The organism is Intrasporangium sp. DVR, from assembly GCF_040365325.1.
Taxonomy (GTDB): domain Bacteria; phylum Actinomycetota; class Actinomycetes; order Actinomycetales; family Dermatophilaceae; genus Intrasporangium.
Genome location: NZ_BAABZW010000031.1, coordinates 1 through 13,218, shown reverse-complemented (window position 1 = coordinate 13,218; position 13,218 = coordinate 1). Strand labels below are relative to the sequence as shown.

14 protein-coding genes and 3 pseudogenes are annotated in these 13,218 nt (G+C 67.2%); 11 read left to right on the top strand and 6 right to left on the bottom strand.

Going from position 1 to position 13,218, the window contains the following annotated elements; all coding sequences use genetic code 11:
• Positions 1-70: 70 nt before the first annotated feature.
• Positions 71-643: pseudogene (locus tag ABWV20_RS18325) on the top strand (IS3 family transposase); the annotation flags it as partial.
• A gap of 106 nt (positions 644-749) precedes the next feature.
• Positions 750-1,325 (top strand): annotated as a pseudogene (locus ABWV20_RS18320) (transposase); the annotation flags it as partial.
• A 301-nt stretch (positions 1,326-1,626) separates the two neighbouring features.
• On the opposite strand, the gene ABWV20_RS18315 reads toward ABWV20_RS18320, so the two are convergent.
• The 3 genes from ABWV20_RS18315 to ABWV20_RS18305 all read right to left on the bottom strand — a co-directional run bounded on the left by ABWV20_RS18315 (position 1,627) and on the right by ABWV20_RS18305 (position 3,835).
• Entirely contained in the window at positions 1,627-1,896 is a 270-nt protein-coding gene (locus ABWV20_RS18315) for a hypothetical protein (protein WP_229734772.1), read from the bottom strand.
• 5 nt (positions 1,897-1,901) lie between these two features.
• A complete protein-coding gene (locus ABWV20_RS18310; protein ID WP_188427801.1) occupies positions 1,902-2,132 on the bottom strand; it encodes a hypothetical protein in 231 nt (76 codons plus the stop codon).
• Positions 2,133-2,851: 719 nt separating this feature from the next.
• A complete protein-coding gene (locus tag ABWV20_RS18305; protein ID WP_353357747.1) occupies positions 2,852-3,835 on the bottom strand; it encodes a quinone oxidoreductase family protein in 984 nt (327 codons plus the stop codon).
• A gap of 136 nt (positions 3,836-3,971) precedes the next feature.
• Between ABWV20_RS18305 and ABWV20_RS18300 the strand changes: the two genes are divergently transcribed.
• The 8 genes from ABWV20_RS18300 to ABWV20_RS18265 all read left to right on the top strand — a co-directional run bounded on the left by ABWV20_RS18300 (position 3,972) and on the right by ABWV20_RS18265 (position 11,137).
• On the top strand, positions 3,972-4,724 hold the full coding sequence (locus ABWV20_RS18300; protein ID WP_353357745.1) for a FadR/GntR family transcriptional regulator: 753 nt from the start codon (positions 3,972-3,974) through the stop codon (positions 4,722-4,724).
• Positions 4,725-4,845: 121 nt separating this feature from the next.
• Positions 4,846-5,310 carry a cupin domain-containing protein gene (locus ABWV20_RS18295; RefSeq protein ID WP_353357743.1) on the top strand — a complete coding sequence of 155 codons (465 nt, stop codon included), beginning with the start codon at positions 4,846-4,848 and terminating at the stop codon, positions 5,308-5,310.
• Positions 5,311-5,438: 128 nt separating this feature from the next.
• Positions 5,439-6,533 carry an ABC transporter substrate-binding protein gene (locus ABWV20_RS18290; protein WP_353357741.1) on the top strand — a complete coding sequence of 365 codons (1,095 nt, stop codon included), beginning with the start codon at positions 5,439-5,441 and terminating at the stop codon, positions 6,531-6,533.
• An 11-nt stretch (positions 6,534-6,544) separates the two neighbouring features.
• Positions 6,545-7,414, top strand: coding sequence for a branched-chain amino acid ABC transporter permease (locus tag ABWV20_RS18285; protein WP_353357739.1), 870 nt, complete (start codon positions 6,545-6,547; stop codon positions 7,412-7,414).
• Positions 7,411-9,210 carry a branched-chain amino acid ABC transporter ATP-binding protein/permease gene (locus ABWV20_RS18280; protein ID WP_353357737.1) on the top strand — a complete coding sequence of 600 codons (1,800 nt, stop codon included), beginning with the start codon at positions 7,411-7,413 and terminating at the stop codon, positions 9,208-9,210. The genes ABWV20_RS18285 and ABWV20_RS18280 overlap by 4 nt, the downstream gene beginning before the upstream one ends.
• The gene (locus ABWV20_RS18275; protein WP_353357735.1) at positions 9,207-9,908 is read left to right on the top strand and encodes an ABC transporter ATP-binding protein; all 702 of its coding nucleotides are present in this window, start codon (positions 9,207-9,209) and stop codon (positions 9,906-9,908) included. The genes ABWV20_RS18280 and ABWV20_RS18275 overlap by 4 nt, the downstream gene beginning before the upstream one ends.
• 46 nt (positions 9,909-9,954) lie before the next feature.
• Positions 9,955-10,818 (top strand): MBL fold metallo-hydrolase, encoded by an 864-nt coding sequence (locus tag ABWV20_RS18270; protein ID WP_353357733.1) that lies wholly within the window; start codon positions 9,955-9,957, stop codon positions 10,816-10,818.
• 10 nt (positions 10,819-10,828) lie between these two features.
• Positions 10,829-11,137 carry a DUF1330 domain-containing protein gene (locus ABWV20_RS18265; RefSeq protein ID WP_353357731.1) on the top strand — a complete coding sequence of 103 codons (309 nt, stop codon included), beginning with the start codon at positions 10,829-10,831 and terminating at the stop codon, positions 11,135-11,137.
• Positions 11,138-11,425: 288 nt separating this feature from the next.
• Here the strand turns inward: ABWV20_RS18265 and ABWV20_RS18260 are convergent, their stop codons facing one another.
• Positions 11,426-11,770: a hypothetical protein gene (locus ABWV20_RS18260; protein WP_353357729.1), complete on the bottom strand. Its 345-nt coding sequence runs from the start codon at positions 11,768-11,770 to the stop codon at positions 11,426-11,428.
• A 306-nt stretch (positions 11,771-12,076) separates the two neighbouring features.
• Here ABWV20_RS18260 and ABWV20_RS18255 point away from each other — a divergent pair, with 306 nt between their 5' ends.
• The gene (locus ABWV20_RS18255; protein WP_353357727.1) at positions 12,077-12,523 is read left to right on the top strand and encodes a hypothetical protein; all 447 of its coding nucleotides are present in this window, start codon (positions 12,077-12,079) and stop codon (positions 12,521-12,523) included.
• Positions 12,524-12,696: 173 nt separating this feature from the next.
• Here the strand turns inward: ABWV20_RS18255 and ABWV20_RS18250 are convergent, their stop codons facing one another.
• Together ABWV20_RS18250 and ABWV20_RS18245 are read right to left on the bottom strand one after the other, a co-directional pair.
• Positions 12,697-12,900: a hypothetical protein gene (locus tag ABWV20_RS18250; protein WP_353357725.1), complete on the bottom strand. Its 204-nt coding sequence runs from the start codon at positions 12,898-12,900 to the stop codon at positions 12,697-12,699.
• A gap of 179 nt (positions 12,901-13,079) precedes the next feature.
• Positions 13,080-13,218 (bottom strand): annotated as a pseudogene (locus ABWV20_RS18245) (toxin); the annotation flags it as partial.

The window sequence follows — 13,218 nt, the reverse complement described above, 5'->3', positions numbered from 1 at the left end:
GCAGGCTGCGTGAGTCCCGACCTTGACATAGGAGCATCGCCGCGGAGCTCGACCGCAAGATCAGATAGAGGTGCCCGTGGCGGTGCTGGTCGACTACATCGACCAGCACCGTGACAGGTTCGGGGTCGAGCCGATCTGCACCGTCCTGAAGGACGCCGGCGTGCAGATCGCCCCGAGCACCTACTACGCCGCACGGGAACGGCCCCCGTCGGCGCGTGCTGTGCGTGATGCCGAGCTGGTGCAGGAGATCCGCGCCGCGCACAGGGCCAATCTCGGTGTCTACGGCGCTCGGAAGATCCACGCCGAGTTGAACCGCGAGGGCGTCAAGGGCGCCCGGTGCACGGTCGAACGGCTGATGCGCGTCGAGGGCCTGCGCGGCATTCCGCGGGAGAAGACCCGAAAGACCACGGTCGGTGAGGGCGCGGAGACCGAGCGACCGGCGGACCTGGTGGCTCGCAAGTTCGTCGCCACCGCCCCGAACCAGCTCTGGGTGGCCGATCTGACCTACGTTCGCACTCATGCCGGATGGACCTACGTGGCGTTCGTCCTGGACGTCTTCAGCCGGATGATCGTGGGCTGGCAGGTCTCGACCAGCCTGCGCACCGACCTCGCGCTGGATGCCCTCGACATGGGGCTGTGGGCCCGTCAACGCGGGGGACAGGACGTCACCGGCCTGGTCCATCACAGCGACCGCGGCGTGCAACCCGGACTCAACCAGTCGAAGCAACACCCCGACAGTGGAGGTGTTGATGGGACGGCAGCCAGGGTGGATGGTCACACAGACAGGACGACCGGCGATGAGGTCGCCAGGGCGGCCGCCAATCCGTCGGGAGGTCGAGCGGGCGTTCTGGGGCAGGATCGCCGAGGGCATGACGAGCGAGGATGCCGGGATCGCGGTCGGCGTGTCGGCCCTGTGGGGTCGAGGTGGTTCCGCGAACGTGGCGGCATGCCGTTGATCAGCCTCGACGCACCCTCGGGCCGCTACGTGTCCTTCGCCGAGCGGGAGGAGATCGCGCTGCTGAGAGCCCAGGACCAAGGCGTGCGTGAGATCGCCCGCCAGCTCGGGCGTTCACCCTCGACCATCTCGCGGGAGCTGCGGCGCAACGCCGCGACCCGCAGCGGGAACCTCACGTACCGCGCAGGCGTGGCGCAGTGGAAGGCATAGCTAGCAGCCCGCCGGCCGAGGACGGCCAAGCTGGTCGCCAACCCACGGCTTCGCGAGTACGTCCAGGAGAGGCTGGCCGGTCAGGTCCGTCGCCCCGACGGCACCATCGTCACCGGCCCCACGCCGGCACCGTGGAAGGGGCGGAACAAGCCTCGACGCCCGGGAGATCTACCAAGCCCTCGTCGGCCGGAGCAGCGTCCCCGACTACAGCGACCTACGCCCCGCCCGGCACGCCAAGAACCTCACCCTGGCCGCCGCCGCGACCGACCTGCACGTCTGGCCCACCGCCATCTCCCAGATCGAACGCGGCAAACGCCGCGACGACTCCCTCGCCCAGGCCTACCGCGAATGGCTCAACGCCGCTTGACACCAATAGGAGCATCTCTGCCGCGAGCCGCTCGTACTACCCACGGCGGGTTTGAGCCTAGGCCGAGGGGGCGCCCTCCGGCGCGCTGTGCCAGTCAAGCGACCTTGCCGCCGTAGCGCTGACGCGCCGCTTCACCGGTAGTCCCGACCAAGGAGCCGATCGCAGACCACGACAAGCCGGAATCACGGGCGGCGCGGACCGCCTCGAACAGGTGACGCTCGGCCTCTGACCGTTCGGCGACCGCGGTGCGCAGCATCGCGACCGCACCGGCGTCCAGCTCGTTGTCAGGGTTCGGCTCGTAAGACTCGAACCGTGCGGCCAGCTCATCGGCGTGGGCCAGGATCTCTTCAACGGTGCGCGGCATGTTCATCACCTCAGGAACTTCTCTCGGGCCACCATCGCGTGGACGATGACCTGGGTCTGGTCGCCATCGACGTAGCCGACCTCCAAGAAGATCGCCGCCTGGTTGGGGCCGACGATCATGGTGAACCCGTCGCCCAGGTCCCAGACCCGGACGGGGTTGCGGTAGGCGTGGAGGATGTCGTCTTCTCCGAGTCCGTGTTTGAGTGCGGACGGGGCGATGATCGGATCATCCGTCACTCTCCCAAGGTAACTTGCCTTAGGGTGCGGGTCAATGGGTCGGTCGCTCGCCGAGCACGCACTGACGGACTGGTGCCTCAGTGGTGCCCGGCGGGCCGCACGGCCCCGCCGGCAGTCACCATGGCGCACCACCGCAGCCCAGTAACCACGCGGAAATTGCCCGATGCCGTGCGGTCTTCTTCGACCCCGGTCGCCCTCCTAAAGCGGGTGTCGCAGGTTCGAATCCTGCCGGGGGCACTTGAGGCCGCAGGGCTCTCACCTGCGAAGATGCAGGCCCTCCCGCGGGTTGTCTTACCTCTCATCAGCGTCTCTGAGACAGAATCAGTCCTTTGTTCCGCGGAAATTCCGCCGGCTTTCGTGCTCAGCAGGGGGACGTGCTGACACCCGCTCCGCTGAAGAGCGGTTGTCCACGCGAGTGGTCCATGCTGCCAAGACGCCTTCGGACGCCAACGGCCTCCTTCACGTGTCCGCGCCGGCTCTCGCAGGCTCAGCGGCAGGATCGCGCGTCCCAATCGCGGCGTTAAGACGCGCCTTGCCGGCGATCAGTTGACCCGTCGGATTCGGTAGACAAAGTTCTACTTTTCGGAGACGCCTTGTGCTGCCGTGCCACACGTTGGACGCCGCGACGCGCAACGACAAGGTCAGCCGCAAGCACGCAGCCGTAGATTCGTCCGCTGGTGAGAGTCGGCCCTTTCGTCATGAGCAAGCCGACGCGCCTGTCAGACCTTGCCGGCGCTCGCGCGTTGCGCCTCGGACGACGGTACCTGTGCGGCGATGTCGACGACGTACTTGCCTCGAGCCTCGCCGACGGCGAGGGCATCGTGGATTCTGGGGACTGCGGCGAGCCCGGGAACGGTGGTCAACTCGGGTGTCAGGACGCCATCTCGTAGGAGTTCCAGCACCTGTCGCATCGCTTTGGCGACCAGATCAGGAGAGCGCGCCATGAGCGCTGCGAGGCTGAATCCTCCTATCTGGACTCCCATTCCCATCAGCGCTGGGATGGCGGGGGGTTCGGCCATCGGCCCTCCTGGCGCGTTTCCGGAGATGATGATGCGGCTGCCCGGCCCTGAAACCCGAAGGTCGAAGTTCAGCATGGAGCTCCCCAGTGGATCGATGATCAGATCGATGGCCGCTGGGTGGAGCAGGTCGCTTTCCCCGTTGGGAGTTGTGTCACCGCGAACTAGGACCTCGTCGTATCCGTTCATCTGTGCCGCCGGGACCCGTGAGGGGGCGCCCACCATGCCGAAGAGGCGGGCAGCACCTCGGTGTCGGGCGATTTGTGCCACTGCCCTACCGACTGCGCCGGCCGCTGAGTGCACCAGGAGCACGTCCCCGGGCCGCACCCGTCCAAAGGTGTCCACCAGCAGTGCTGCGCTGGTGAGTGCGCCAGGTGCGGCAGCGGCGGAACGCTCAGAGACGCCGTCGGGAATGTCGACGGTGAGCGACCAGTCGGCCACGGCCACCTCGGCCAGCCCGCCGTTGGCTGTGACGGCGCAGACACGCCGCCCGATGCTGTCGGGCGGCACGCCGGGGCCTGCGGCGATTATCGTGCCGCTGACCTCGAGGCCGGGGGCGAAAGGGTAGCTGTCCACGTACCCGGTATCGCCACGCCGCTGCATGACGTCCTTGAAGTTGATGCCGGCCCAGGCGACGGCTATGGCAACCATCCCTTGACCGGGCTGGGGCGGGTCGACCTGCGCCACGACGCTGGCGTTCCCGTCGGTGGAAGGGCGAGTGAATTCGAGACGTCGCATCAAATCTCTCCTCTGGATGGCTATTGACAGACGGTGATCTGGCGATAGATTGGATGAACCAATATACCACTGATCTGGAGGAAGCATGAGCGAGCCGTTCGCGAGTATCGAGCGCGCCACCGGGGTCGGCGCCTCGTGCGAGGCTCAGTTGAAGGCGCTGATCGCGGCTCGTCGGCTGCTGGCCGGGGACAGACTGCCGCCTGAGCGGGAGCTGGCTGCACGCCTCGACGTGTCGCGCGGCACGTTGCGTGGAGCCCTCCAGAGCTTGGCCGACCAAGGTGTGCTCGCTACACGGCAGGGCTCGGGCTGGGTCGTTACCCCGAGGCCAGACGTGGTGGCGGTCAACTTGGCGGTCTACCTCAGCCTCGAAGAGGTCACCTTTGACCAGTTGTTCGCGGCTCGTCGCGCGATCGAACCCCATGCGGCCGCCGAGGCCGCGCGGCACCGTACTGAAGAGCAGCTGGAAGCGCTGCATCGCTGCACGAAGGTGATGCAGGGCGCGCGCGAGGTGGGCGCCTACGTCCGGGCCGATGCGGATTTCCACGCGATGGTGACCGCCGCATCCGGCAACCCGTTGTTCTCCGTCATGCTCGCCCCCACGCTCGACCTACTCGGCGCGATGCGCGCGGACGTGGCCGCCCACAGCGAGGTCACGGCCGCCAGCCACAGAGAACACGACCAGATTCTCGCCGCGCTGGTCGCGGGCGACCCGGACGCTGCGCAGGAGGCGATGCTCGCGCACATCGACCACTTCGTGGCCAGCGGCCGACGTGTGCTCGCCGACGAGCAGCCCCCGAGGCCGGCACCGATGGCCGACCTCGAGCGCGCTCGCACATAGACGGCAGGAGCCGCACCAAACCGTCGAGCACCCTGCCCGGCGGTCACAGCCACCCGCACTGTCGTGCCCGGTGGTCCCTCAGCTCGGCCATGGAGTCGAGCCTGCCTGAAAGGAAGCATCCATGAAATTCGCCAGCGCCACGGACGTGGCCGCCGGGATCGTGCAGATGAATACATCTGTCGGCGAGCTGCGCACGCAGCAGGTACTCGGCTCGAAGTCCAGCTTGACCGTCGCGACCCGGACGCCGGGCTACCATTCGCAGCCCCACGCCCACGACTGCGAGCAGTTGAATTACGTCACCCGCGGAGAGGTCTGGGTCTTCGTCGAGCACGAGGCCTTTCACCTCACAAGGGGTGACTTCCTCCGGATCCCGCCTTCTGCCATGCACTGGGCATGGAACCGGTCCGACGCTGACGTCCAGCTGGTTGAGGTCCACACTCCGGGCCTGCTGCTCGACGGCGTGTCGGCCAAGGTCCTTGTCGAGGATGACGAGGAGCGAGCTGACCAGGTCCCCTCGCGCTGGGGGCCAACCGACCTATGGCAGCGGGAGAACGCTGCCCTTGCGGCCCTTGGGAACCCCCGATGAACGCCCCAGGGACCTCGAGGTGGTTGGGGGCGACGGCTTTGCTGCTCGTCGGGTCGCTTCTTGTCGCCGGTTGTTCAACGACGACAAGCGCGGGCTTGGGGGCCGGTAGCGGCAGCGCGATGGCCGGGGTGAGCCAGACGGAGATCCGCCTCGGCATGTCCAACGCAATGAGCGGCCCCGTGGCCGCGGTGTGCCTCCCGGCCTCCGAAGGTGCGAAGGCGTGGCTCGCGAAGGTCAACGAAGAAGGCGGTGTCCACGGCCGAAAGGTCACCGTCGACGTACTCGACGACGGCTACGAGGCGCCGCGAGCGGCCGCGAACGTTCGTGACCTGACCCATAAGGGCATCTTCGCCATGTTCGGCGGCTGCGGCACCGTCTCGGCGGCCGCCATCGCTACCGCGCTCAAGGGCTCAGACGTGCCCTACCTGTTTCCTTATGCAGCGCTTCCTGACCTGGTCGAACCCGTTCAACCCAACGTGTTCAGCCTTCTGCCGCTGTACCGGGACCAGATCTTCACCGCAATCGACCACCTCGTGACCAAGGCGCCCGGCACCGTCTACACCGTCACGTCCCAAATCCCGGGCTATGAGTCCACCGTTTCCGGTGCCGAGGCGGGCGTCAAGTCGGCAGGAGGCACCCTGCTTTCCTCCGCGTTGCTCCCCGCCACGAACGCGCCAGCCGAGCAAGAGGCGGCGAAGGCCGGCCAGCACAACGTGGACTATTTGGCCATGACCGTCCTAGCACCCGACGCCGCTCGGATGCTGAACGGTATGGCCAAGTCGCACGATCTTCCGGCGAAGGCAATCCTCAGCAGCGCACCGCTCGCCGCTCAGAGCTTCGCCGCAGCCCTCTCCGCCGAGGCAGCACAACTGCTCAAAACGCTATCCCCGACGGTGCCGCCCAGCGACCCCGCGGCACAGGAGTGCGTCGACGCGCTCCGCAAGCACAGCCCGGACACCAAGCCAGACGCGCTCGCCCTGTTCGGATGCGCCGGAGCGCAGGTGCTGATCGCCGCGCTGCAAGCGGCAGGTGACGAACCCACGCGCTCGAAGCTCACCGGCGCATTGGAGGAGATGAACGGTGCACAGGTGTCATCGCTGTTGCCGACCGTGTCCTTCAACGCCGAGGACCACGTCGGCCTCGACTCCATGTTCCTGCTCACACTCGACTCGGCGCAGCAGTACACCGTCGAAGAGACCGTCCCCCTGCAGACAGCGCCCTAAGGGGCTGAACCATGACGTCAGCGATCATCACCGGAATCACGGTCGGGCTGCTCTACGGACTGATGGGCTTTGCCATCGTCGCCCTGTTCAAGATGACTGGAGTAGCGAACTTCGCGGCCGGGACCACCGCCACGCTAGGGGCCACGCTCGCCCTGAAACTGAGCGACCAAGCCAACCTGAACGCGCTGGCCGCCAGCGCACTCGCGATCCTGCTGACGGCGGGCGCCGGGCTGATGGCCTATCTGCTGGTGATGCGGGTCCGGGACGACGTGGATCATCTCAGCCTCACCGTACGGACCGTGGGTCTATTCCTGCTGGGACAGGCGCTTCTGGAGATCTGGCTAGGCCAGGGCCAGCCCTTCGCGTTCGGCAGCGTGCTTCCCGACATCTCGACCACTGCCGCCGGACTTGCCATCCCGTCGTCAACATTGTGGTTCCCCCTCGTGGCCGTCGCGGTAATCGGCGCCTTCGGCTTGATCTTCAGCCACACGCGGATAGGACTGCTGATGCGGGGGCTGGCCGCGGACGCCGACACCGCTGGACTCCTCGGGGCGCGGACCCGCCTGCTTGCGGCTGTGGCCTGGTCGCTGTCTTCCGGGCTCGCAGCGGTGGTGGGGATTCTCGCCGCGCCGAGCCGGCTGATTTCTTCGGACATGATGACCAGCTGGCTGCTCTATGTGTTCGCTGGCGTGGTCATCGGCGGGATGACGAGCTTGGCTGGCGCGGTCATCGGAGGCGTGGGCGTCGGCCTGGTCCAAGGCGTCACCTACCAGTTGGCCAGCGACGAGGTCGCTCTGCTCGCCGTATTCGCAGTCTTCCTGCTGACTCTGCTCGTGAGGCCGCATGGGCTGTTCGGGGCGACGGTCGGTGAGCGGCTATGAGCGCCAAACACATTGGCAGGGCCCACGGCAGCGTATGGCCGGCGTGTCTGGTTGTCATGGTCGCCTTGGCACTAGTTGGTCTGCTGCCCCTTGGGCCAAGCCTGCTGTTCCTGGCTGCCACCGGGATGGCGTGGGCGGTCGCCGCTGTCGGGCTCGACGCCTTCAGCGGCTACCTGGGACAGCCATCCTTCGGACATGCCGCATTCATCGGAGCGGGAGCGTATGGTTCCACCATCCTCGCCGGGCGACTCCACTGGTCGCTGCCGGTAGCCATGCTGGGCGCTGTCGTGGCGGTCGCCGTGCTCAGTGCCCTCATCGGATCGGTGCTGCTCAGGCTGAAAGAGTTCGGTCTGGTGCTGGGCACGTTCTTCCTCACCTTCGTATCCACGTCTCTGCTCTCGGGCACCCTGCTCGCCGAATGGACCGGGGCCGCATCAGGCCTGCAGACGCCACAATTGGTCCTCGCAGGCAGCATCAACCTCTCGGACGGTGTCGCCTACTACTACACCTGCTGGGCCGTCCTGGCGATCGTCGCCCTGGCAAGCGCCGCGCTCGTGGACGCGACTCCGGGGCAGCTGCTCAGGCTCGTGAAACGCTCGGACGCCGTGGCCAGGTCCTTGGCAGTCAACCCCGACCGGGTGCGCCTGGCCACCTTCGTCTGGTCCGCGACGCTAGCCGCTGGCGCGGGCTGCCTGATCTCCCTGGGCGCCGGGTACATCTCTCCGGAGAACTTCGGGGTCCAAGCCTCGATCATGCTGTTCGCGATGGTCGCGGTCGGTGGCCTCGGAAGTATCGCGGGCCCCGTGGTAGGGGCGGTGGCGCTGACAGCTTTGCCAAGTCAACTTCAGTTCGCTCAAACGGGACAACAGGTCCTCTTCGCCAGTTTGCTGCTCATCGTCTTCGTCGCCGGGCGAGGAGGGTTGTACGGCGCAGCGAACTCCCTCATCCACCGCTTCGGCCTCGACCTTCGTTGGCCCCGGCCGGCAGCACGTCGCCCAGCACTGGGCGGCGCCGAAGACATCGACATCATCACGGGGGATGCCGCAGCCCCTGCCGGGCTGGACGTGGAAGGGGTTTCGTTGAGCTACGGCGGCGTGCATGCCCTCAAGGGCGTGACGTTCAGTGTCGAACCGGGCTCGGTTCACGCCCTGGTTGGACCCAACGGGGCGGGGAAGACAAGCCTGCTCAACTGCGTGAGCGGACTAGAGGCACCTCAGAGCGGCAGCATCAATCTCAACAACCGTGGCGGCCCGGAGTCGGATGGCCGGCGCACGCTTCATCGCACCTTTCAGCACCAAGCCCTCGTCTCCGACCTGACCGTCCTGGAGAACGTAGCGCTCGGTCTCTACCGCGACCGAGGCCGTCTCGGGCGGAACCGCTCTGGCGCCAAGGTCGTACCCGCCCGCGCCCACGCGGCACTCATCGCCGTAGGCGTGGCGCCAGCGCGCCATCACTTGGCCGGGTCTGAGCTGTCGATGGCCGAGTCAAAACTGGTGGACCTGGCTCGCGGACTGGTCGGCTCGCCTGCAGTCCTCGTCCTCGACGAGCCAACCGCAGGCCTGAGCGCCGAGGAGATGGGCACCATCAGCGACGTCATAACGCACCTCAACAGGCAGTCCGGCCTGACCATCCTGGTCGTCTCCCACCATGTCGGCTGGATCCGCACCGTGACCCATCGCGCCACCGTCCTGGTGGCCGGGAGGGTGTTGGCGGACGGCACCACAGAGGACGTACTTGCCAGCAAGGAAACGCGCCGCGCGTTTCTCGGCGAGGTGCCGGACGGGGTCGCGTCATGACCTCCGACCTTGTTCTGGAAGTCGCACGCCTACATGCCGGCTACGGCCGCACGACCGTGCTCCACGGCGTGGACCTGACGGTGCCCGCCAACACCGCCGTCGGGTTGGCCGGCCTGAACGGCGCCGGCAAGTCCACCCTCCTTCGCGCACTGTCTGGCACAGCATGGCACCACGCGACGACGCTGCAGTCATGTGGCCAAACCCTGCCACGTAGCCCCCATGGCAGAGCGGTCGCAGGACTGGCACACGTCCCAGAAGGCCGCCGCGTCTTCGCGGGGCTCACGGTCAACGACAACCTCCTGTACGGGGCAGCTGCCGTCGGAGGACCCAAGCGCCAAGCAGGCGAAGACTTGGCGCGGGTGCTGGATCTGTTCCCCCCGTTGCGCACGCTCGCAGGCCGCCGCGCCGGCCAGCTCAGCGGCGGCGAGCAGCAGATGCTTGCAATCGGCCGAGGACTGATGGCTCGCCCACGCCTGCTCATGATCGACGAGATGACCTTGGGCCTGTCCCCGCGCGCCAGCGCCGACATCGCGGCCGTGTTGACCACGCTCCGAAGCGAGGAACACATGTCTCTGCTACTGGTGGACCAGAACATCGACATGTTGGCCGCCTGCTGCGACACGGTCTACGTCCTCAGCGACGGCACCCTGAAACCAAGCAGTACCGAGGCCGCACAGCTGGGGAGGAGCTACTTCTGATGCACGATCACTTCCCCGACGCTCGGCAAGAGCGGAAAGGACCAACATGACCAGCCACGAGATCCACCGGCTCAACTTCGGGTCGGTCCGCGTCGACGCCTCCATGCTGGTGCGCGGGCGTCCGCCCGGAACCATGGTCGAGGTCCCCGCGCAGGGCTACCTCATCACCGGCAACCACGCCCCGATCCTGGTCGACGCGGGCTACCGGGACCCCGAGGTCCTAGGCAGCGGCGGCCACGTCACGACCGGCCAAGGCTTCACCGAGCAGCTTTCGGCCTACGGCATAACCCCCGGCGACCTGGCCTGCGTAATCCCGACCCACCTTCACCGGGACCACGCTGGGCACCTCGACAAGGTCCCCATGTCCGTGCCCGTCGTGGTCAACCGGGCCGAGCTGAGCTGCGCCTTCAGCAACATTCAAGGGACCGCGTACGCGCGCGACGACCTGCTACACGTGGTGCGCCGCATGTACACCCCCGGAGCGCTTCGCGTCCTGGACCTGGTGCCCAACACGCGCGCAACGATCATGCCGGGGATCGTCGTGGTCGGGTCCGGCGGGCACACCGCCGGCTCGGTCAACATCGAAGTCGACACCCGCGAAGGAACTGCAGCACTCATCGGGGATCTCCTCTACGACCTCCACGGATCCCTCCACGAGACCCCCCACGGCACCCCCATGGCTGGCGTTCAGAGCTACACCTTCGCCGTGGACGAGCCGGCCCCCACCAACAACTTCACCCCCTCGGTCGCCGACGAGATCCGCGCCATCAAACAGGTTCTCATGCACCGATACCTGCTCCCCGCCCACGACCGGCCCGGCGTCCTGGAAACCGGTCGCCTCGTCGGCCGCATAGATGGCCCCACCGTTCCCGGCCCAATTACGCCACTTCCCATTGAAACGACACACTGAGGAGACACCCGTGACCGCATACGTACTTTCCGAGGTCGAAATCCTCGACCGCGACTCAGTCGCCGCATACAAGCAGGAAGCACCCCTGTCCATCGCCAAGTACGGGGGCACCTACCTGGCCCGGGACGCCGTCCCCGGCGCGTTCGAGGGCGGCTTCAACCCCGAAGAACGCATAGTGCTCATCGCGTTCCCCGACGAAGCAGCAGCCAGAGCCTGGTACAACTCGCCCGAGTACCAAGCCGCCATCACCACCGCCAACGGCGGACTCCGTAGGCGGCTGTTCAGCTTCGCCGGACTTCCCGAAGCCCCGAAACAGTAGACGCTGATACGGATGGGCGGAACGAGTGTGGCCGCGGATTCCGAAGCCCCCACCCTCTCCCAAGGTGGCGCCCGCCGGCGCTACGCGAGACGGCCACCAAGTCCTGATCCGAACGTGTGGTTCAGTTCAAGGGCAAGACCGCTGGACCATCGCTGTTCGGTGCGGCATTGGCGGCGGAGTGACTCAACTCTCGCGCGGTCCCTTGAACGAGTTGAGCAGGGTTTGGGTGGGACCCGGGAATCGGTCTTGGGGTGCTGGGTCCAGGGTCGTGCGCCGCCTTTCCAGAACTCAGGCGCCGCTGATGAAGCGCTCGAGCCATCCCGGCCGGGCCAGGGCTGCCGTGGCCAGCAGAGCGTTGATGACGAGGCCGAACACGAGGTTGCGGTTCCAGAACAGGACGAGCAGCAACGTGGACAGGGCAGCGGCGATCAGGGTGAGGAGCGGCCACGCGTCCCTGAGCGCCGGGATCTGCCACACCCCGAGTGCGACCAGGACGAATGCGACGATCGTCGCGGCCATCAGGACGTACGCCACCGGGCGGCGGGCCGACTCCGGCACCAGCCAGGACCGGTCCAAGGAGAATTGCGAAACGTCGGGCGCGAGGTAGAGCAGGTGAACCAACCCGTGCGCCACCAAGACAACACCGACAACGACCCGAAGCACGACGTCCACAGCCACGACCTCCCAGCCCCGACACGATCACCGTAGCGACACCTCTCCTTCCCAGAGAGGCCTTTCCGGCACCGGATCAACGCCACAGGGCAGCTGCTCCGTGCGGGTGTGCCAGCCCCTCAGGGGACGGTGCAGCGGAACACCCCGCGAGCTCGTGATGGTGTGGCCTGGATCACGGACTTTCGCCCCGGCCCGTTGGCGCACCTGCCCGCCTAGCCTCGGCTGGTCGGCGACGCGTCGACAACCCGGCAAGGAGGGGAGCAGACCATGACACGCAAGCGTGCGATCGCCGCGACCGCAGCGGCAATGGCTCTGATGGCCATCACGACGCCCACCGCGGCAGGCGCCAACAACGCGCTGCAGGGCGAGTTCGCGGGAGCCGTCACCTACGAGAACTGCACCGTCGGCGCCCCCGAGGGCCCCAGCATCGCCAGCGGCTCGTGGCGGATCAATGTCCATGACGCGAAGGGCACAGCCCGCTTCGTCATCCTGGTCAACGACGCACCCCACGTCGCCTTCACCGCACAGCTGAGCCGGGTGTGGCTCGACGGGCAGGCGAGCTTCCAGGGCACCGTGATGACCGGGGCCGGGCCACTGCTGGTCACCGTCAAGGGCGAAGAGATGACCTATCGCATCGCGCCCTACGACTTCACGGCCTGGGGCGGAGCGAAGTGCGACGCCATCACCTACCACGGCACCGTGACGACCGACTGACAGAACTCACGACCCAACGGCCAGCCCCCTTGAACGGTTGCCGTGCCACCCTTCAGCCACCGCCCCCGGGGACGGCTGACGGACCAGAACGCGACACCCTGCCTGAGCGCTTGATGCGGCGGTGTGGCGCAGGTCCAGACGCGCGACTCCGGGCATGAGCGTGCGGCGCGAGCTCAGTGGGTGCGACTCTCGGAACGGGTCAAGCGAATCAAGTGACTGCCAGACCAGACGGCCATGGCCAGACTCATTGCGGCGCCGAAAGCGGCACCCGCCCGTCCGTCGGAGCTTCCGAGTACGCCCACGACGACGGCGTAGCCGGACCACCCGGTGAGCCCGAGCGTTGCGAGGACCAGCAGACCAATCTTGGCGTTGCGCACGATGCAGAGCCTACGACTGGGACCCGTCCGAGTACCCGCACTCGCAAGACAGCGCAACAACTGCGGTTTGGTCGGACGTCCCATCCTCAACTCGGAAGATCCAGCAAAGGGAGGGCGCCCGGCAGGCGGCGCAAAGACGTAGGTCGATAGGCACCGGTAGCGGCAGGTGCGCGCTTGGGTCAGGGCAGGAGATCCCAGTACTGCCGCCGAGCCGGCATTGCGTGGATGATCATCTCCTCGCCGCTCTGAAACGTGAGCACAACCGTCTCCAGCAGCCGCGCCTGCGTGTCGAAGCCGAGCCGCAGCTCGCGATGCGGC

Bases quoted from the DNA above. Each gene is read 5' to 3' on its own strand.
- ABWV20_RS18315 (WP_229734772.1), bottom strand. From the start codon at position 1,896: ATGCCGCGCACCGTTGAAGAGATCCTGGCCCACGCCGATGAGCTGGCC.
- ABWV20_RS18300 (WP_353357745.1), top strand. From the start codon at position 3,972: ATGAGCGAGCCGTTCGCGAGTATCGAGCGCGCCACCGGGGTCGGCGCC.
- ABWV20_RS18295 (WP_353357743.1), top strand. From the start codon at position 4,846: ATGAAATTCGCCAGCGCCACGGACGTGGCCGCCGGGATCGTGCAGATG.
- ABWV20_RS18285 (WP_353357739.1), top strand. From the start codon at position 6,545: ATGACGTCAGCGATCATCACCGGAATCACGGTCGGGCTGCTCTACGGA.
- ABWV20_RS18280 (WP_353357737.1), top strand. From the start codon at position 7,411: ATGAGCGCCAAACACATTGGCAGGGCCCACGGCAGCGTATGGCCGGCG.
- ABWV20_RS18275 (WP_353357735.1), top strand. From the start codon at position 9,207: ATGACCTCCGACCTTGTTCTGGAAGTCGCACGCCTACATGCCGGCTAC.
- ABWV20_RS18270 (WP_353357733.1), top strand. From the start codon at position 9,955: ATGACCAGCCACGAGATCCACCGGCTCAACTTCGGGTCGGTCCGCGTC.
- ABWV20_RS18255 (WP_353357727.1), top strand. From the start codon at position 12,077: ATGACACGCAAGCGTGCGATCGCCGCGACCGCAGCGGCAATGGCTCTG.